Genomic DNA, 20,341 nt, shown 5'->3' on the forward strand with positions numbered 1-20,341 from the left:
GGTGCCATTATGGCATACAAAATAGACGTTTATCCATATGTATGCCGAAAAGGCATACATAGATACTCAAGGATATATTATTCCTACCGATAAGATGACGGCTCTAGCCGCCATCTTGGTATCTCTTGGATGGTTAATCCTATTTAATCCTATGGCAGTTCAACCCCCTTATAACCAGATAAAATCAACTCCCATTCCCGTTGGGCAAACCATGTCTGGGCTTTGCCATCATAATGAAGACTATCAGGTAGAAAAACACCAAACTCAGTCGCCTTTCCGGTATAGTCGGGTGAATTCCGTGCATCAATTAGCGTTCGATATTGGGGATCATCAGCGATAACATTATTGATTGCCTTGAGCACATAGCGGGTGTTGATGGGATCAAACGCAACTGAAAGTGGATAATACAATCTCCACGGTATACTGCGAGAACCCAAAGCATCACTGATACCAGTAATGATACGGGTAAAATTCCACTCTGATATCTGTGCCGCCAATAAACTTTCGGTTTCTGCTTCCCATTGGTTCCAATGGACAGCCAAAATGCGAGGATTTTTGCCTAGCTTACACAGTGATTCGACTGCCATGCGCAAAGTTCTGACCGCGCGGGGATAGAGTGATTCCACATCGCAGGGATCACGCTCAGGCGCCCAACGATTATCTGGTGGATTATCCAGATACATACCCTGACCACCCCAGCCCATCAAAATGACATAAAGATCAGGCAAATTAAGCGCATTCCCCTGATTTATATGGTCTTGCCAAAGTTTAGCAAAACGGTTGGCAGCATTGACGGAGTGATTTTGATTGCCACGAAGTAAACCAACAGGAGCACCAATATTGGCATTACCAAAGCTAGTCAGCCCTGTCCAGTTGATTGCGGGAAAGTCAACGCTGTAAACTTCTGGCAGAGATAATGTGAATACGTTTTTTAAACCTTGTGTAATTTCTTCATCTTGTGGTAATTGTGTTCCATGACCATAACTATTTGATTGCCCAAGGATGATAAATAATGGGGCATCATTAGGTCCCCACGGAGAATATTTTATTTCTGGAAAATAAGGTTGTTTATCTGTCATCAGTTTTCCTCTTGATATGATTTAAGTTATTAGGTCTATTCTCTTCGCCAAAGTATAATTAATTTATGGAAGATAAAAATTATTTGGCTAATCAATCATATTTATGGTGCGAGAATGTAAAACTGTTTTAAAATAAAATAAATAAATCCCTGATTAGCCATTATTAATATCAGATTATTATGTTCTTACTTTTTTCTTTAAAATATAAATCTAATATTGTTCTTCATAGGTTAATTGTTAATATTTCACGATGTATTCCCCTTTGGCAAAAAAGATGCTGAAATATAGCAACTGATCTATACCCTATGGATTTCGAGATGCATCGCGGCGGCAAGGGAGCGAATCCCCGGGAGCATAGATAACTATGTGACCGGGGTGAGTGAGTGCAGCCAACAAAGAGGCAACTTGAAAGATAACGGGTATAATCCTCATGAAAATACACCTATTAGTCTAATCTGGCAAATAAAAACACAACTCATAAAAACAAGTCGATTTAATAAATAATGTTTAAGTTTTCCGTCATAAAATAAGATTTTATTTCTGAAAAAAAATTTATTGAAAATATGCAAATAATATATTGCTACATTTAAAAATATAGTTATAAACTATAAAAACATTAATCCAGTAATTCATACAATAAATAAATAAATAAATAAATAAATAAATAAATTACGCATCCCTAAAAATTATAATAGCGGCACACTATAAATAACAAAATAATAAACATTATAACCAGCTCATTGTATATTAAGGAACTGGTTATTTATTTTTAAACTTTTTTAACTAATATACCTTAAAACAAAATCAGATATTACCTGACCAAGTTAAATGCAATATGGATAATTTATTTACTGTCATAAAATAATTATTGTTTTAGATGGTTAAAATGCAATTAATAAAATTAGAATTACTGATAATAATTACTGAGATTTAAATAAAAATGCTATCTTAATAAGAATAATTTTTACAATTCGCGGATAAAAACGGACTTAAATTCTCCGGGCTTGCCAAAAAGCTTTCTTCCAGTAAACATTATTCATAGATGAACGAGTAACACCTTTATGGGTTGATGCATGAATAAACTGGTTATTGGCGTCATAAATGCCAACATGTAACCCATGTTCGCCACTAGCTGTTCTGAAAAAGACCAAATCACCCGGCATTAAATCGCTTTTATCAATACGGGTCCCTAATTTTATTTGCCCACCGGTAGTACGAGGTAATTGAATATCAAACCGATCACTGAAAGTACGGTAAACAAAACCAGAACAATCTACCCCCCGGCGATCCATTCCACCATAATGATATGGTGTACCACGCCATTGATTAAGCTGCTCCTTAAGCTGAGCAATCACCATGATTGGATCAGAAAGCGCCGTCTTTAACACAGGAGCCGGAGTCCTGGGGGCATGACTGGAACAGCCAATAAGTAACAGACTGAACAATAAGAGTAACTCTTTTATTCTTATTATCATTAACCCCTCCTCATAAAATCAGCAAAGCAAGGTGACTCTATCCAGAACTCAATAAAAAAACAAGTCTGTACTTTAAGTAAAACAGTTAAATAGTTATTTCCTTCTTCATTCTGGACGGCTAATCAACCAGACACCATACAAAATAAAAATCACGCCCGCAGTTTTCAATAATGTGATGGTTTCATTAAACCAAGGCAATAAAGCCACCATTAAATAGACAAAGACATAACTTAAGCTTATTAATGGATAAGATTTATTTAATGGTAAATATTTTAGCGTAAATAACCAACACAACATAGATAATAGATATCCAGCCAGACCAGCCATTACCGCCACCAGAGAATGGCGATGACTCCATAGCCACTCAATATCAAACCAATGCAAACCAAGATTCAACGCTGGCAAATTGACAACACCCCATTTCAGTAATAACTGGGCTATTGTCACCAGTAATACACTAATTAATCCCCAAATATAACCTTTCATTCATTCAAGCTCATCAGCAAAATTCCCAACATGATAAACACAACCCCACTCCAATGTTTTATGCCCGCTTTTTCCTGATAGAAAAATTTCCCCGCCAAAGTGACCATAATAAAATTTATACTCAACATTGGATAAGCAATTCCTAACGGCAATATCTGTAATAAACGAAGCCAAAATAACATGCCAACAGCCAATAGAATCACAGCCCCTATTAACCATTTCAGCGCAGATGCCCGCTGATAAACATCACTGCGCCAACACATCACAGCCTGCTTCTGACATAACTGACCAGCACATGTCAGCAAGCTAATCAGCAACAATAAAGAGAAACTTATCATGGTTGCTTCTCATAAACCAAAATAGCAAAGCGATAATTGCGACTAATTTGATCTGCCTTTGGCAAATCAGGTAATTTTTCATCTTTATATAAATGAAAGAGTACTGATACCCGCCCTTCTTTACGTGCTTTCGCTAACCATTGCGGAAAATCTTTATAGCTGATATATCGATATCGTCTATCTGGATAATTCAACCCATATTCCAGTTCTCCCCAACGTTCAAACATATAAATATCACTACGCTTCATCTCCCAAGCGACACTGGTCGCAAGACCAACACTTTCCGACAGGATATAGCGACTGCCTGCAAGTTCCTGATGGTGTAACTTAATAAAGTTCTGCGGTAATTTGGAATTAACGGTATTTTCAGGCAAAGCATGACCTATCACTAAACTGACAACAATGGAGCAAAATGCCGCCAATAACCAGTATTTCCCATTCAACGCAAAACACAGATAACCGATAATTCCCCAAATACCAAAAGCAACAATCGCTAAAACCCATTTAAGCCATTCTGATGGCTGATATAAAGCGTGTTTTGTCACTACTTCCATAGCAAACAGAACTATTACCGCCAGCAGACCAAGAAATACGTTAACCATTCCATTGATCTTAAGTAACTCCATCTTGCCATTTTTAACGCAATCGGCACCAAATTTAGCCATCATCATTGCCAATGGCGCCATACAGGGCAGGATATAAGTTGGCAATTTTCCCTTCGCAATACTGAAAAATAACAATGGCACGACAAACCAGCAAAGTAGAAAAAACATTTCAGGATTGGATTTTCTTTCTTTCCAACTTTTCATCACTGCCCCAGGTAATAATCCCAACCACGGGATCACACCAAGAATAAGAATGGGTATGTAATACCAGAACGGTGCAATATGCTGTGCATCATCGGAAGAAAAACGCTTAATATGTTCAACCCAGAAGAAATAGTGCCAATAATCAGGCTCACGTAGGGCAATTGCAATCACCCACGGTAAACTGATTGCTATCGCCGAAATAATGGCAAGTGGGCCAAAGCAGACTATTTGCAGGACCCGCTTCTGATAAATGACAATGGGCAACATCACAATGACCGGAACAGCCAATGCCAGAAACCCTTTAGTCATAAAACCCATACCACAGCACAAACCGAGCACCAAATATGCCATTATCCGCCGTCTGGTACAGTCTGTTTTTAGCCCCCAGAAGCTACACATCATGGCAGCCGTTACCCACAAAGAAAACATCGGATCGAGTACGCTATAAGTGCCAATGGCAAATACCAGAAACATTGAGATGTAGATAAGGCTAGTGGCAAAAGCAATATGCCGGTTATGCCACATCATCATAGCAAGTCGATATAATAAAATTGCGCTGATAAAAATACAGAAAACCGATCCAAAACGGACAGCAAAATTATTATCACCAAAAATCCATTGGCTAATATTATTGATCCAATAACCCGCTACAGGCTTTTCAAAATAACGAATATCCAGCAAATACGGAACAATCCAGTCTCCTCGTTGCAGCATTTCACGACTGATTTCTGCATAACGAGTTTCATCAGGCTGCCATAATAGGCGGCCATTCAGGGGTAATAAATAGGTAAGGACAAAAAAAAGAGCCATCAAAAAGGCCCCAACCTTACACGCCCGGTTATTCAACATAGATAAGTTAAGCCTCTTGTTGGCATCCTAACCACCCTTCTCTACCGGGAAATTCAGAACGAACAATTCTCCCGACAGGTAGTCTTTGTATATTTTCAGGTAGTAGATGGCTCAATGCACAAAATTGTATGTTTTCCTGATGAACCATTTCCAACAGTGTTGCAAACTCTGTGGACTTGGACATCCCTTCAACTTCCGTATGGATGGTATATACCGGAACTCCCTGGCTGTTTTTCATCTTATCCAAGATAAACTGGTTAAAATCTTCATCTTTAACCTGAATGCCTATCACTTCGTCATAAGTTGGCAACGTCACCGGAATTTGCACGGTACCAAGAGTACCATCAGGCAAGATGGGCCTGAATGGATGAGTTCCCCGACAATCGCTGTTGTAATCAAAACCAAACTGTTGCTTTACCGCGAGTACGCGTTCATCAGCCCGCCAACCCGCAACAGCAGAACACGTTACCCGTTGACCAATTGCCTGTACCAATGCATCCACGCCCAATTTAACCTGCTCTGTTAACTGAGCTTCAGACCAACGGCCAACTTTCGCCTGCCAACGCTGATGATCCCAGGCATGCAGACCCACTTCATGGCCTGCATTCAGCGTTTGTTTCATCAAGTAGCCTAAATCTTTAGCAATCTTCTTACCCGGCCATGCAGTCCCCGCCAGTAAAATATCAAGACCATACAGAGATGCTGCATTTGACCTCAACATTTTCCATAAGAATTTTGGCCGTAAAAGACGCCACAAATGGCGCCCCATATTATCCGGCCCAACACTAAAGAAAAAACTGGCCTGAATCTGATGTTTTGCCAAAATTTTGAGCAGCTTCGGTACTCCTTCAACGGTTCCTCGATAAGTATCCACATCAACTCTCAAGCCAATTTGTTTCATTAATTTTTCCCTAATTCTTCCACGGCGCCACGCAAGAAGAAATCCAGTGTTTCATTTATCGTCTGTTTCATGTCAATGGTTGGTTTCCAACCTAGTAACCGCTCCGCATTTTTAATACTTGGCTTACGGTGTTCAACATCCTGATAACCTTTACCGTAGTAACTGCCACTTTCAACCTTTTTAAATCCAGCAAATGGAGGAAAATGATCTCTCAATTCATGGTCTTCAAAGCTATCAAGTAATATTTCTGCCAATTGGCGAATACTGGCTTCATTAGTTGGATTACCAATATTGATAATTTGACCGTCACATAGCCCCTCTCGGTTTTCAATAATACGAAACAGCGCCTCAATACCATCATTAATATCAGTAAAACAGCGTTTCTGTTCGCCACCGTCTACTAGTTTGATCGGTGAACCTTCAACTAAGTTCAATATTAATTGTGTGATCGCTCTGGAACTGCCAATACGTGCGGAGTTCAAATTATCCAAACGTGGCCCCATCCAGTTAAATGGACGAAATAGTGTGAATTTGAGTCCTTCTTTCTCGCCATATGCCCAGATAACACGATCTAACAATTGCTTAGATACAGAATAGATCCAACGCTGTTTATTGATTGGACCAACAATCAGACGAGAGTCATCTTCATCAAATTCTTTATCATCACACATTCCATAAACTTCTGATGTGGACGGGAATATAATTCGTTTATTGTATTTAACGCAATAACGGACAATCTTTAGATTCTCTTCAAAATCCAATTCAAATACACGCAGCGGATTACGGGTATATTCAATTGGAGTCGCAATGGCTACCAATGGCAAAACGACATCACACTTTTTAATGTGATATTCGATCCATTCAGTATGGATATTGATATCACCTTCGATGAAGTGAAAACGCGGATTACTAATAAAACGCTCAATGGCGGAAGAACCGATATCCATACCATAAATATCATAGTTGCCATCACGTAATAGACGTTCTGTTAGATGATTACCGATGAAGCCATTCACACCGAGAATTAATACACGTTTCCGGTGGTTAATTTGAGTAGTTGCCTTTGGGCCAACACGTACATCAGTCACCATGCTCATATCTACTGCCAGGCGGTGGCCCTGAACATACAAACCCGATTCACTTTGCCCATTGATAATTTCTAACGTGCCTTTTCCACAGGCAATAATTAACGGATCTACCGATAATACTGTTCCCGGCTGTTTGTCATGCGTCTCATTCAACGGGCAGGCACGCCAGATAGTAATCTTACGCTCACCTAAGAAAGTAAATGCCCCAGGATATGGCTCAGTTACTGCCCTGACAAGATTGTTAATTTCAGTAGCTGATTTGTGCCAGTCAATCTCACCATCCACGGCAGTACGACGCCCAAAGTAAGTTGCCTGACTTTCATCTTGAGGTATGGCAGGATAAATTCCCGCTTTGATCTGGGGTAATACTTGATCAAACAGTTTTTCCGCTGCTTCACGAATTTTACCGTGCAAAGTCAACGCGGTATCTGTCTCTGCAATAGCAACCTTATACTGAGCAATAATATCCCCTGCATCAGGTTTCAACACCATTTTATGCAGGGTTACACCTGTTTCCACTTCACCATTCAAAATCGCCCAGTTAATCGGGGCACGACCACGGTATTTTGGCAACAGTGAACCGTGCAGATTGAATGCACCTGTACTCGCCAGCGATAAAATATCTTCACTCAACATATCTCGGTAATAAAAAGAGAAAATCACATCAGGTTTCAGTTCCCGGATACGTTCAATCCAAAGAGGATGATTAACATTTTCTGGCGCAAAAACCGGCAGCGCCAAATCTGCACTTAAACGGGCAACAGAAGAGAAAAAATGGTTTTCATTAGGATCATCTGTATGGGTAAATACCGCCTGAATATCAAAACCAGCTTTGGTTAAAGCATTGATCCCGACACAGCCGATATCATGATAGGCAAATACAATTGCTTTCATTTAGTACTCTTCCTGGTTGTCGTTGGTCTTGTTATCTCCGACCACTTTTTGAATAAAATAACGTGGGCGTGCACGAACATCGTTATAGATACGGCCTATGTATTCACCTAATAAGCCCATCGCGACGAACTGCGCGCCAATAAATATGAAAAGGAGAGCAAACAGGGTAAATACCCCTTCTGCTGCCCATATGGCACCGAAAATCAGACGTAAAACCATCAATAATACAGCCAGCAAAAAACCAGAAACTGCAATCACGCTTCCTACCACACTCAGTAAACGCAAAGGTGCTGTTGTCAGGCAGGTTAGCAAGTCATACATCAGATTAATCAGCTTCATGAAGCTATATTTGGAATCACCAAATTCACGCTCTGCATGAGCGACATCAATCTCAATGGTTTTACGGGCAAAAGTGTTTGCCAGAATAGGAATAAAGGTGCTGCGCTCATGGCACTGCAACATGGCTTCAACAATATGGCGACGATAGGCACGGAGCATACAGCCATAATCGCCCATAGAACGGCCTGTTGCCTTAGTAATCATCGCATTGATGATTTTTGAAGCTGTTTTACGGAACAGAGAATCCTGCCGATTAGCTCGGCGAGTACCCACAACGTCATAACCTTGTTCAGCTGTTTTCACAAGACGGGGGATCTCTTCTGGCGGATTCTGTAAATCAGCATCAAGCGTAATAATTAAATCACCATTGACCTGATTAAACCCCGCCATAATCGCTGAATGCTGACCATAATTACGATTAAGTAAAATTGCGATAATATGATTTTCAGGTTGTTCCGCGGCCTGAATCAGAATTTCCGCAGATTTATCACTACTACCATCATCGACAAGAATAAGCTCATATTCCTGAGTCAATTGTTTACAGGCTGCTAAGGTTCTTTCCAATAAAAGAGGCAAACTTTCTTCTTCGTTATAAATTGGAATAACAACAGAAACTTTTTTAATTTGTTCAAATGACACTTATCTGTGCTCCGAAATAATTTCTTGTAAAGCATCAGTGACACGATCTACATCATCATCACTCATATCAGGAAAGAGTGGCAATGAACAGAGTGTTACTGAATTCCATTCTGATTCAGGTAATGACAACTGCGGATACCGATCCCGATAATATTTTTGTGTATGTGCAGCTCTGAAATGCAAACCTGTGCCAATATTCTTGTTTTTCAAACGTTCCATTAATGTGTCGCGATCAATGCCACAAACATCCTTATTAACCCGCACCATAAATAGATGATGTGCATGAATATGCTCATAATCGGGCACACTTAACATCTGCAAAGGCGAATCTTTTAATGCCGTTGAATAACGGGCGACAATTTGCCGACGGCGAATATTCATTGATTCCAATTTACTTAATTGCACAACAGCAATCGCAGCGTGAATATCAGATAAATTATATTTGTAACCCGGTTCTACAACTTCCGCCTGTGGTCTCCTGCCTTGAATCTGACGATCAAAAGCATCAATACCCAATCCATGAAACTTTAGACATCGAATTCGTTCAACAAGTTCATTGTTATCAGTAGCAATTAACCCCCCTTCTGCACAAGTGGCATTTTTTATGGCATGAAAAGAGAAAATCGCTGTGCCATGCTCACCAATCCATTCATTCTTATAACGGGTTCCTAATGCATGAGCGGCGTCTTCAATCAAGGGAATACCCGCCTCCTGAGCAATTCCACGCAATATATCTAAATCACAAGGCGCACCGGCATAGTGAACCGGAATAATCGCTTTGGTTCTGGAAGTAATCGCTTTTTTCACTGTCTGCGCGTCGACCATTAAAGTATGACGATCAACATCAATCATGATTGGTTCAGCACCAAGCAAGCAGATCATATTTATTGTGGAAACCCAAGTTTGAGACGGTGTAATCACTTCGTCACCAGGGCCAATTCCCAGTGCCATTAGTGTCAGATGCATACCCGCCGTTGCCGAGGCTAAAGCAACCGCATGTTTGCAACCAAACATGCGGCAAAAGTCCTGTTCCAATTGATGATTTTGCGGGCCTGTTGTAATCCACCCCGAACGAAGAACCTTCTCTACTGCCTGAATTTCTTCATCACCGATTGCAGGACGAGAAAATGGAAGAAAGCTATCCATAAAACACAGTCCAATTCATTCATAATATAACGATATATTAGATGACTATATTTGAACGAATCGTAAACACAGGTATGATTTAGCAAATTAAGTGGAAATTACAATAGATTCACGGCAGGTACGTACATAAGGCTGGGCTATAATTCAGGCAAAAAAACCCGCCAATATTTATCTGTCTTTTCTGGCACGCATTTGATATCAGCGGCAAAAACTCTGGAGAGCGTATTTTCTTTCATTACCTCATCCGGCTTTCCATTCGCAACCAGTGATCCATCAGCAAGCAACCAGATCCGATCAGCTTTATCATAGCTATGATTGAGATCATGACCACTCATGACTACGGTTCCACCGAGTTCACAGAATTTCTTTATCAACAGATCAAGTGCCGCGACCTGAGTGATATCAAGATTATTCGTAGGCTCATCCAAGAGCAATAATTTGCCTTCCAAATTGATTGATGGCCAGACTTGTAAAAAAACTCCGGTTAATCGCACCCTTTGCCATTCACCACCAGATAGATTGCCTACAGGTGTCTCTAGAAACTTTCCCAACTTAAAAAAGGAACAGAGTTCTGACAACACACCGTCACAATTAACAAGATGAGCTGCTAAATGCAGTTGCAAATATTGAAAAACCGGCATTATTGGCACAGAAGAAATTTGCTGGCTAAGCCATGCTCTGTAGCGTGCTAATTGGCAGTGACTATATTGACTAAGGCACTTTTGTTGCAAATCGATTGCACCACTATAGGGTAAAATACCGGCCATACAGGCTAATAGTGTACTTTTTCCTGAACCATTCGGCCCAATGATATGTATCTGTTCACCTTGTTGTACCAACGCTGTCAGCGGCATTAATCGGTTTCGTACTGATACCTGATTGAGAGCCATCAACTGATTAGTCACTTGCACATTATTCACTTTTTAACTCCAGTCTCTAACCCTCAATAATAACCAAATGAAGACTGGCGCACCCAATGTTGCAGTTACAACACCAATCGGTACTTCTGCATTATTCAAGCTAAGACGAGATAGCAGATCAGCCAGCAATAATCCATAACCGCCGGATAGAACACAGGCAGGCAGTAGAGTTTTATAATCTGTTAGGCCGCATAAACGCAAAATATGTGGAATAACCAAACCAATAAAGCTAATTGTTCCAGCAAGTGCAACACTTAACCCTACCAACAACCCAACAGCAAAGACAAATAAATTACGCCAATAATAAAGTGAGATACCTAGCTGTTGGGCCTGTGTTTCTCCCAGTGAAAGAAAATTAAGTACTTTTCCTTGTCTGCTCAACCAAATAATCAAAGGAAACAAAGCGACTACCAACCATTGATGCCGCCAGTCTATTCCACTAAAACTCCCCATCATCCAATACATTAGCTGACGCAAGTCCAGGCTAGTACTAAAATAAACCATCCAGGTCATTAACGCACCAGAGGCAACACCAAAAGCAACCCCTACCAACAACAAACGGGCGTTATTCAGATAACGATTTCTTGAAAAGGTCAGCAATATCATTGTGACGGTCAGCGCACCGAGCACAGCGCCAATACTTAATAACCAGAACGGCGCAATGCCATGAAACATCAACACCAAAAACACCACCACCACGCCAGCACCATTACTGACCCCCAATAGCCCAGGTTCCGCCAACGGATTTTCAAACAGTGCCTGCATTACTGCACCCGCCACAGTCAGGCTCGCACCTACAGCAACGACAGCTAATACACGAGGAAAACGTAACTGCCACACAAACAATTGACCTGTTTCAGAAAACCATTTATTAGGCCAGATCCAATTTTCCCCAGCACAAAGCGAGAGAAAAAAAACGAGTAAAAATAAACACGTGAGAATTGCCAGAAAACGATAATCATGTCTTTTCTGACGAGTCACTAATTCAGCGATAGAATGAGTGGATTGCATGGTAAATCAAGCTCATGAGGGAGGATCATTTAAGAAAAAGGCCGCTATTGATGCGGCCTTTTTGATTATTCTTTAGGTGTGGCTTTCTCAACCCTGCTTTTTAACTTCTGACCAGGACGGAATGTCACTACTCGGCGAGCTGTAATCGGAATGTCCTCACCAGTCTTAGGGTTACGTCCCGGACGTTGGTTTTTATCCCGTAAATCAAAGTTGCCAAATCCAGACAATTTTACCTGCTCACCATTCTCCAAAGAACGACGCACTTCTTCAAAGAATAATTCAACCAGATCTTTAGCATCACGCTTGCTAATTCCCAGTTTCTCAAACAGATTTTCTGACATTTCAGCTTTAGTAAGCGCCATAAGTTCAGTCCCTCAAGGATGCTTGGAATCGCTGTTTCAGCACTGCAACACATTTATTAATCGTCGCAGCAATCTCTTCTTCTTCCAGTGTACGCGCGGTATCCTGCAAGATAAAACTTATAGCAAGGCTCTTATGACCCTCTGCTACACCTTTACCACAATACACGTCAAACAAGTTTATGCCAACTATATGATTTACGCCAACTTTCTTGCATTCAGCCAAAACATCTTCTACAGCAACATTTTCAGGCACCACGATCGCAATATCACGACGGTTTGACGGGAAACGTGAAATCTCTTTCGCATCAGGAACCACGCGGCTTGCCAGCTTGTTCCAGAGTACTTCGAATACCACGGTGCGGCCATTTAAATCAAGTTTGCGTTCCAATTCTGGGTGAACCACACCAATATATCCGATGTATTCATTTTCCAAATAAATCCCGGCGCTTTGACCTGGGTGCAACGCCGGATTTACATCTGCTCTAAAAGAAATCTTAGATAATTTTCCAGTTAACTCTAGAACGGCTTCCAAATCGCCTTTCATATCGAAGAAATCAACGGACTGTTTTTCCAGTGACCAATGCTCTTCAAAGCGATTTCCTGTAATAACCCCCCCTAGCATCAGCTCCTGACGAATCCCCTGATCGGCATTTTCATCAGGAACAAAACGCAAGCCAGTTTCAAACAAGCGCACACGGTTTTGCTGGCGGTTCTGGTTATATACCACCGTTGTTAACAAACCAGTCAGCAGAGATAAACGCATTGCTGACATATCCGCTGAAATTGGGTTAGGCAGCATCAACGCTTGTTGCTGTGGATGTAACAGCGCCTGAATTTTGGGATCAACAAAGCTATAAGTAATCGCTTCTTGATAACCTCTATCAACGAGCACCGTTTTAACACGTTGCAGGGAAAGATCCGTTTCACGATGTTTTTTCATGATAAGATCTGCGCGAATCGGTACATCTGGAATATTGTTGTAACCGTAGATACGGGCAACCTCTTCCACCAAATCTTCTTCAATCTCCACATCAAAACGCCAGCTTGGTGCAACCGCTTGCCAACAATTTTCCTGAATAGTGACTTTGCAACCTAAGTGGGTCAGGATGTCACCAACCTGTTCATCAAGTATATAGTGACCAATCAAACGATCCAGTTTTTCACGACGCAATGTGATTGTCGCAGATTGAGGCAATTGAGATTCATTAGTAACATCAATAATCGGGCCAGCTTCACCACCACAAATATCAATCAATAATTGAGTTGTTCTCTCTATTGCTTTGTGTTGTAACTGAGGATCAACTCCACGTTCATAACGATGAGAAGCATCAGTGTGTAAACCATAACGACGAGCACGGCCAGCAATCGCTAAAGGAGCAAAAAATGCGCACTCAAGTAAAATATTTTGCGTTTCTTCATTCACACCTGAATGTTCACCGCCAAAAATACCAGCCATTGCAACAGCTTGTTTTTCATCAGAAATAACTAGGGTATCAGTAGAAAGATTGGCTTCTGTACCATCCAGCAGCACCAATTTTTCATCCTGCTTCGCCATGCGCACAGTGATTGAGCCATTCAAACGCTCCAAATCAAACGCATGCAATGGTTGGCCTAATTCAAGCAATACATAGTTAGTCACATCGACAATCGGGTCGATGGAACGGATACCACCACGACGTAATTTTTCACGCATCCATTGGGGTGTTACCGCTTTCACATTAATGTTTTTAATTACCCGTCCAAGGTAACGTGGACAAGCTTCTGTTGCTTCAACACGAATAGGGAAAATAGCATCTGTTGTCGGTTTTACTGCCTCAATTTGTGGCTCAGATAGTGGCATTTTATTAGCGACCGCCACATCACGCGCAACCCCTATAATACTTAGGCAGTCAGCGCGATTAGGCGTAATACTAATTTCAATGACCTTATCATCCAGCTTCAGATATTCACGCAGATCAACACCTAAAGGAGCATCAATTGGCAATTCAATAATACCGTCGTGATCCTCAGAAATACCCAGTTCAGAAAAAGAACATAGCATCCCTTCAGAAGGCTCACCTCGCAGTTTTGCCGCCTTGATTTTGAAATCACCCGGTAATACAGCACCCACGGTTGCTACAGCAACTTTCAACCCCAAGCGGCAATTTGGTGCACCACAAACGATGTCCAGCAGTCGTTCACCGCCTACATTCACTTTTGTTACCCGTAGCTTATCTGCATTTGGATGCTGAGCACATTGAACAACTTCACCGACAACCACACCATGAAATTGACCAGCAACAGCTTCAACGCCATCAACTTCCAGACCTATCATGGTAATTTGATCAGATAATGTTTCACTGCTAATGGCTGGATTTACCCATTCGCGTAACCAGAGTTCACTGAATTTCATGAGATATTCCCGCCCTTATTTAAACTGTTTGAGAAAACGCAGATCATTTTCGAAGAACGCACGCAAATCAGTTACACCGTAACGTAACATTGTCAGGCGTTCCACTCCCATGCCGAAAGCAAAACCAGAATAAATTTCAGGATCAAGACCAACATTATGCAATACATTAGGATGAACCATACCGCAACCCAACACTTCCAGCCATTTGCCGTTTTTACCCATTACATCAACTTCCGCCGAAGGTTCTGTAAATGGAAAGTAAGAAGGTCGGAAACGAACCTGCAAATCTTCTTCAAAAAAGTTAGTCAGGAAATCGTGCAACGTTCCTTTCAGGTTGGTAAAACTGATATCACGATCAATAATCAAACCTTCTACCTGATGGAACATGGGCGTGTGTGTCTGATCGTAGTCATTACGATACACGCGACCCGGTGCAATGACGCGAATTGGCGGCTGTTGACTGTGCATAGTTCTAACCTGAACACCTGAAGTCTGAGTACGCAACAGACGTTTGGCATCAAACCAGAAAGTATCATGATCAGCACGTGCAGGATGGTGAGCAGGAATATTCAACGCATCGAAATTATGATAATCATCTTCAATCTCAGGGCCTGATTCTATAGAAAACCCTAATTCACCAAAGAAAGTCTCAATACGCTCTATTGTGCGGTTAACCGGATGTAGTCCACCATTTTCCATACGGCGACCCGGCAATGATACATCAATTTTTTCCGCTGCTAAACGGAAGTTCAAAAGGTCAGTCTCCAGTTTTTCTTTACGGATATTCAGAGCTTCCTGGACTTCTTGCTTAACCTGATTAATAACCGCCCCTGCTGCTGGACGTTCTTCGACCGGCAGATCACGCAGCGATGACATTTGGAGAGTTAAATGGCCTTTTTTGCCTAAATATTCAACACGCACCAAATCCAACGCAGCAACATCCTGGGCATCTTCTATGGCTGCTCTTGCGTTTGCAACCAGTTCAGCGAGATGTGGCATCGTTTTCCTCTTCCTTCGGCCTAACGGCCTTACTGTCATAAAAACAAAAAAGCCTCCACAACGGAGGCTCAGGCGCTACTTTTCGTTTCTTTTCTTACGCGCAAAGCCCCCTGAATTCAGGTGCTAAAGTAAAAAAAGATGCGAAAAAAAGCTAAAGACATAATGTTAGTTCTCTCAGAGTAAAACTCTTTTTTGACAACGACTCTCTCTCGTAAGCTACATCTGACAACAAAGTAAAAGAGGGAGCATGCCCCCCTCTTACTACCCTAACTTATGCCAGAGCGCTCTTCGCTTTTTCAACTAAAGCAGCAAATGCCACTTTGTCAAACACAGCGATGTCAGCCAGGATCTTACGGTCGATTTCAATAGAGGCTTTTTTCAGACCATCGATGAAACGGCTGTAAGACAAACCATTCTGACGTGCAGCAGCGTTGATACGTGCAATCCACAGTTGACGGAACTGACGTTTACGCTGACGACGGTCACGGTAAGCGTACTGCCCTGCTTTAATTACTGCCTGGAAGGCAACACGGTAAACGCGCGAACGGGCACCGTAGTAACCTTTCGCTTGCTTTAAAATTTTCTTGTGACGTGCACGGGCGACAACACCACGTTTTACGCGAGCCATATACTTCTCCTATCGTCTCTGAATTCTAATCTAAAAATTGCTTATGCGTACGGCAAGCAAGCAACAACCAGGCCCAGATCACCTTTGGAGACCATGCCCTTTGGACGTAAATGACGTTTACGCTTGGTTGATTTCTTAGTCAGAATGTGACGAAGGTTAGCGCGCTTACGCTTAAAACCGCCACTTGCAGTTTTTTTAAAACGTTTAGCGGCGCCGCGTACTGTTTTAATCTTTGGCATTTTAATTTCCACTTCGCATTGTGAATTACAACGAATTAATCAGGCGAATAAGCCCCAACCAGATGAACCGACTGGAGCTTATTACTTGATTGCCTAACTATTTCTTCTTAGGAGCGAGCACCATTATCATCTGACGGCCTTCAATCTTCGAAGGGAAGGATTCGACTACCGCCAATTCATCCAGATCGTCGCGAATGCGGTTAAGCATTTCGATACCAATCTGTTGGTGTGCCATTTCACGCCCACGGAAACGCAGGGTGATTTTGGCTTTATCGCCATCTTCCAGAAAACGAACCAGGTTGCGTAGTTTGACCTGATAGTCGCCTTCATCTGTACCAGGACGGAATTTAATTTCCTTAACCTGAATAACTTTTTGTTTTTTCTTCTGCTCTTTGATCGACTTACTCTTCTCATAGAGGAACTTGCCGTAATCCATAATACGGCAAACCGGCGGCTCGGCATTCGGGCTGATTTCAACTAAATCAACACCCGCTTCCTCAGCTTTTTCAAGAGCTTCCCTCAGACTGACAATGCCAATCTGTTCGCCATCTAAACCTGTTAAACGAACTTCAGAAGCGCGAATTTCTCCGTTAATGCGATTAGGACGCGCTGTTTGAATTCTTTTTCCGCCTTTAATACCTTATTCCTCCAATTGATGAAGATTACGACTGCGTATTTCTACAAGCAGTTTTTCGATGAACTCGTTAACATCAATGCTACCTAAATCTTTACCACGGCGGGTACGAACGGAAACTTTCCCTGATTCGACCTCTTTTTCACCACAGACAAGCATGTAGGGAACACGACGTAGAGTGTGTTCACGGATTTTAAAGCCAATCTTCTCGTTTCTCAAGTCTGCTTTTGCACGAATGCCAGCATCTTGAAGCTTTTTTACTAATTCCTGTACATAATCAGCCTGGCTATCGGTGATATTCATCACTACTACCTGCTGTGGAGCAATCCATGTTGGGAAGAAACCCGCATACTCCTCAGTTAGGATACCGATAAACCGTTCCAGTGAACCCAGAACCGCACGGTGAATCATTACAGGAACCTTACGTTCATTATTTTCACCTACGTAGGACGCATTCAAACGACCAGGTAGTGAAAAGTCGAGCTGCACAGTACCACATTGCCACGCACGATCCAAACAATCATGCAAAGTAAATTCAATTTTCGGTCCGTAGAAGGCACCTTCACCTGGTTGATATTCAAATTGAACACCATTTTCTTGTAGTGCTGCCGCCAAAACTTCTTCCGCTTGATTCCATTGTTCTTCAGTACCAATGCGCTTTTCCGGGCGGGTTGACAGCTTAACCATGATCTTTTCAAAACCAAAAGTGCTGTAAACGTCATACACCATCTTAATGCAATTGCTAACTTCCCGGTGAATTTGCTCTTCTGTACAGAAGATATGAGCATCATCCTGAGTAAAACCACGAACCCGCATCAAACCATGTAATGCCCCTGATGGTTCATTACGGTGACAACTACCGAATTCAGCCATACGTAACGGTAAATCACGGTAAGATTTTAAGCCTTGGTTAAAAATCTGAATATGCCCTGGGCAGTTCATCGGTTTAACGCAATATTCACGGTTCTCTGAAGAAGTGGTAAACATATGCTCACCGTAGTTTTCCCAGTGACCCGTTCTTTCCCACATGACACGGTCCATCATAAACGGACCTTTAACTTCCTGATATTGATATTCTTTCAGTTTGGTCCGGACAAAAGTTTCCAGCTCACGAAAAATAGTCCAACCATCATTATGCCAGAATGCCATACCTGGAGCTTCTTCCTGCATGTGGTATAGATCTAATTGTTTACCAATCTTACGATGGTCACGTTTGGCTGCTTCTTCCAAACGTTGCAGATAAGTATTGAGCTGTTTCTTATCAGCCCACGCGGTACCGTATATTCGTTGCAACATTTTATTGTTGCTATCCCCACGCCAATATGCCCCTGCGACTTTCTGCAATTTAAAATGATGGCAGAAACGCATATTTGGCACATGTGGGCCACGGCACATGTCAATATATTCTTCATGATTATAGAGACCAGGACGATCATCTCGACTGATGTTTTCATCCAAAATTTGGACTTTATAATCCTCACCACGAGCAACGAAGGTATCACGAGCTTCTTGCCAGTTCACTTTTTTCTTGATGACGTCATAGTCTTTTTTGGCAAGTTCCAACATCCGCTTTTCAAGCAGTTCAATATCTTCCTGCGTCAGAGCACGGCCAAGATCAACATCATAGTAAAAACCATTATCAATAATTGGACCGATAGCCATTTTAGTATCTGGCCATAATTGTTTAATTGCATGGCCTAACAGATGAGCGCATGAATGGCGGATAATTTCCAGCCCTGCATCATCTTTACTGGTGATGATGGCAAGATTGGCATCTGAATCGATTAATTCACAAGCATCCACTAGCTCACCATTTACGCGGCCAGCAATACATGCTTTCGCTAAACCTGGACCAATATCACAGGCAACATCCATTACAGAAACGGCATGGTCAAACTGGCGTTGGCTACCGTCAGGAAGAGTAACAACAGGCATTTAAAATCCTTATCTACAGTGGTGACCCACACGAAAGGTCACTTGAAGGAGTTTGATATTCAACTAAAATAACGATTTAAATTATTATCTCGTCAATCCATTAAAGTTTGGTACTAAAATTGGTACACAATGTAAAAAGTGATTACCTTCAATACCGAAACACCGCGAAAATATACCATCAACAACCAGTCAGGTCACGGCGATGTTTAGTATGGGTAAAATCATTTGCATTTATTAGTCGAATCCGTCTAATTTGCGGGTTGCTATCCGCTCCGGCGAACTCGCGACGCAAATTGCCACGGGCGGCTTGTTGTTAACGATAAGCCTTTTTCACCTTCCACAAATAGCGTGGAGCCTGAGGTGCTGGATGATTATCCTGAACATACCGATAAAACTCATCCGGCGTCATGCTGTTTATTTTATTGACGGCTAATTGACGATCTGCATGAAAAGTACGCAAAAGAGCACCCGCACCATTTACGTAGGCAACGATAGTGGCGTAGTAGAGAGTCTCAGGGTTATCAATACCTACCAGATGTTGCTCCTTCAGGATACTGATATAAGCAGTGCCAAGATCAATATTAGTTTTAGGATCTTTCAACTCACGAGTTGTTGGCTGACCAGAACGCCCTTTCTGTCGATACACATCCCGCCCTGCTGTCGATGCTTTAATTTGCATAAGACCAATTGCATTCGATTTACTGACTACATTAGGACGAAAACCGGATTCAACTTGAATAATCGCTCTGATCAGAGTTTCATCAACGCCGTACCGATTGGATGCCTGTTGAATAAAGGTATCAAAAGGCGTCGGCGGAAAAGAAGAAATTCTAGCTGCGTTGGAAGTATTGCTAAGCATACGTTGCTGACCGGACTGTTTACCAACATTTGTTTGCTGAACATTTCTCTCAGCACAACCGACTAACAGCACGACCAGTGCCACAAAGCTCAGTCTTAATTTCACCCTATAATCCTCTGGATCAAATTTTGCTACAGCGCAGCATATACAATTTCGTTTACAATCTAAAAATATTTTTACTTAACTTTTCACTGTATTCGTGTTCATATCATATGGAATGACTATTGCAACAATTGCTATTTCCAAATTTTATCATCTTGACTTTACTTAAATGATATTGATAATCGTTATCATATAGTTATAACAAGTAAGGTTTGAA

20 protein-coding genes and 1 other annotated feature are annotated in these 20,341 nt (G+C 41.7%); of the genes, 1 reads left to right on the forward strand and 19 read right to left on the reverse strand.

What is annotated here, in order from left to right; all coding sequences use genetic code 11:
* Positions 1–149 precede the first annotated feature (149 nt).
* On the reverse strand, positions 150–1,079 hold the full coding sequence (locus tag AAC155_RS03070; RefSeq protein WP_113040991.1) for a hypothetical protein: 930 nt from the start codon (positions 1,077–1,079) through the stop codon (positions 150–152).
* 366 nt (positions 1,080–1,445) lie between these two features.
* On the opposite strand from AAC155_RS03070, the gene AAC155_RS03075 reads away from it, so the two are divergent.
* Positions 1,446–1,583, forward strand: a complete 138-nt coding sequence (locus AAC155_RS03075; RefSeq protein ID WP_158536476.1) for a hypothetical protein — start codon at positions 1,446–1,448, stop codon at positions 1,581–1,583.
* Between the two features lie 485 nt (positions 1,584–2,068).
* Here the strand turns inward: AAC155_RS03075 and AAC155_RS03080 are convergent, their stop codons facing one another.
* The 18 genes from AAC155_RS03080 to AAC155_RS03165 form a co-directional block, all read right to left on the reverse strand.
* The gene (locus AAC155_RS03080) at positions 2,069–2,554 is read right to left on the reverse strand and encodes a C40 family peptidase (RefSeq protein WP_011146875.1); all 486 of its coding nucleotides are present in this window, start codon (positions 2,552–2,554) and stop codon (positions 2,069–2,071) included.
* Between the two features lie 105 nt (positions 2,555–2,659).
* On the reverse strand, positions 2,660–3,040 hold the full coding sequence (gene arnF, locus AAC155_RS03085) for a 4-amino-4-deoxy-L-arabinose-phosphoundecaprenol flippase subunit ArnF (RefSeq protein WP_113040992.1): 381 nt from the start codon (positions 3,038–3,040) through the stop codon (positions 2,660–2,662).
* Entirely contained in the window at positions 3,037–3,378 is a 342-nt protein-coding gene (gene arnE / locus AAC155_RS03090; protein WP_011146877.1) for a 4-amino-4-deoxy-L-arabinose-phosphoundecaprenol flippase subunit ArnE, read from the reverse strand. The genes arnF and arnE overlap by 4 nt, the downstream gene beginning before the upstream one ends.
* Positions 3,375–5,036, reverse strand: a complete 1,662-nt coding sequence (gene arnT, locus AAC155_RS03095; protein ID WP_113040993.1) for a lipid IV(A) 4-amino-4-deoxy-L-arabinosyltransferase — start codon at positions 5,034–5,036, stop codon at positions 3,375–3,377. The genes arnE and arnT overlap by 4 nt, the downstream gene beginning before the upstream one ends.
* 7 nt (positions 5,037–5,043) lie before the next feature.
* Positions 5,044–5,937, reverse strand: coding sequence for a 4-deoxy-4-formamido-L-arabinose-phosphoundecaprenol deformylase (arnD, locus tag AAC155_RS03100; protein WP_011146879.1), 894 nt, complete (start codon positions 5,935–5,937; stop codon positions 5,044–5,046).
* The gene (gene arnA, locus AAC155_RS03105) at positions 5,937–7,919 is read right to left on the reverse strand and encodes a bifunctional UDP-4-amino-4-deoxy-L-arabinose formyltransferase/UDP-glucuronic acid oxidase ArnA (RefSeq protein ID WP_113040994.1); all 1,983 of its coding nucleotides are present in this window, start codon (positions 7,917–7,919) and stop codon (positions 5,937–5,939) included. The genes arnD and arnA overlap by 1 nt, the downstream gene beginning before the upstream one ends.
* Complete coding sequence (gene arnC, locus AAC155_RS03110; protein ID WP_011146881.1) at positions 7,920–8,897, reverse strand: undecaprenyl-phosphate 4-deoxy-4-formamido-L-arabinose transferase; 978 nt, start codon at positions 8,895–8,897, stop codon at positions 7,920–7,922.
* Positions 8,898–10,043, reverse strand: coding sequence for a UDP-4-amino-4-deoxy-L-arabinose aminotransferase (gene arnB / locus AAC155_RS03115; RefSeq protein ID WP_011146882.1), 1,146 nt, complete (start codon positions 10,041–10,043; stop codon positions 8,898–8,900).
* A gap of 137 nt (positions 10,044–10,180) precedes the next feature.
* Complete coding sequence (gene btuD / locus AAC155_RS03120; RefSeq protein ID WP_113041116.1) at positions 10,181–10,933, reverse strand: vitamin B12 ABC transporter ATP-binding protein BtuD; 753 nt, start codon at positions 10,931–10,933, stop codon at positions 10,181–10,183.
* A 33-nt stretch (positions 10,934–10,966) separates the two neighbouring features.
* Positions 10,967–11,974 (reverse strand): vitamin B12 ABC transporter permease BtuC, encoded by a 1,008-nt coding sequence (gene btuC, locus AAC155_RS03125; RefSeq protein WP_011146884.1) that lies wholly within the window; start codon positions 11,972–11,974, stop codon positions 10,967–10,969.
* Positions 11,975–12,039: 65 nt separating this feature from the next.
* Positions 12,040–12,336 (reverse strand): integration host factor subunit alpha, encoded by a 297-nt coding sequence (gene ihfA, locus AAC155_RS03130; RefSeq protein ID WP_011146885.1) that lies wholly within the window; start codon positions 12,334–12,336, stop codon positions 12,040–12,042.
* A 4-nt stretch (positions 12,337–12,340) separates the two neighbouring features.
* The gene (gene pheT / locus AAC155_RS03135; RefSeq protein ID WP_113040995.1) at positions 12,341–14,728 is read right to left on the reverse strand and encodes a phenylalanine--tRNA ligase subunit beta; all 2,388 of its coding nucleotides are present in this window, start codon (positions 14,726–14,728) and stop codon (positions 12,341–12,343) included.
* A gap of 15 nt (positions 14,729–14,743) precedes the next feature.
* Positions 14,744–15,727 (reverse strand): phenylalanine--tRNA ligase subunit alpha, encoded by a 984-nt coding sequence (gene pheS, locus AAC155_RS03140; RefSeq protein WP_113040996.1) that lies wholly within the window; start codon positions 15,725–15,727, stop codon positions 14,744–14,746.
* 42 nt (positions 15,728–15,769) lie between these two features.
* Positions 15,770–15,894, reverse strand: a sequence feature (Phe leader region).
* 104 nt (positions 15,895–15,998) lie between these two features.
* Positions 15,999–16,355, reverse strand: coding sequence for a 50S ribosomal protein L20 (rplT, locus tag AAC155_RS03145; RefSeq protein WP_011146888.1), 357 nt, complete (start codon positions 16,353–16,355; stop codon positions 15,999–16,001).
* A 41-nt stretch (positions 16,356–16,396) separates the two neighbouring features.
* A complete protein-coding gene (gene rpmI, locus AAC155_RS03150; RefSeq protein WP_011146889.1) occupies positions 16,397–16,594 on the reverse strand; it encodes a 50S ribosomal protein L35 in 198 nt (65 codons plus the stop codon).
* A 97-nt stretch (positions 16,595–16,691) separates the two neighbouring features.
* Positions 16,692–17,231 carry a translation initiation factor IF-3 gene (infC, locus tag AAC155_RS03155; protein ID WP_112875725.1) on the reverse strand — a complete coding sequence of 180 codons (540 nt, stop codon included), beginning with the start codon at positions 17,229–17,231 and terminating at the stop codon, positions 16,692–16,694.
* 3 nt (positions 17,232–17,234) lie between these two features.
* The gene (gene thrS, locus AAC155_RS03160) at positions 17,235–19,163 is read right to left on the reverse strand and encodes a threonine--tRNA ligase (protein ID WP_113040997.1); all 1,929 of its coding nucleotides are present in this window, start codon (positions 19,161–19,163) and stop codon (positions 17,235–17,237) included.
* A 313-nt stretch (positions 19,164–19,476) separates the two neighbouring features.
* Complete coding sequence (locus tag AAC155_RS03165; RefSeq protein ID WP_113040998.1) at positions 19,477–20,127, reverse strand: transglycosylase SLT domain-containing protein; 651 nt, start codon at positions 20,125–20,127, stop codon at positions 19,477–19,479.
* Positions 20,128–20,341: the final 214 nt, after the last annotated feature.

Origin of the sequence: Photorhabdus sp. HUG-39 (assembly GCF_963878365.1) — a bacterium.
In the GTDB taxonomy this organism is placed as follows: Bacteria; Pseudomonadota; Gammaproteobacteria; order Enterobacterales; family Enterobacteriaceae; genus Photorhabdus; species Photorhabdus kayaii.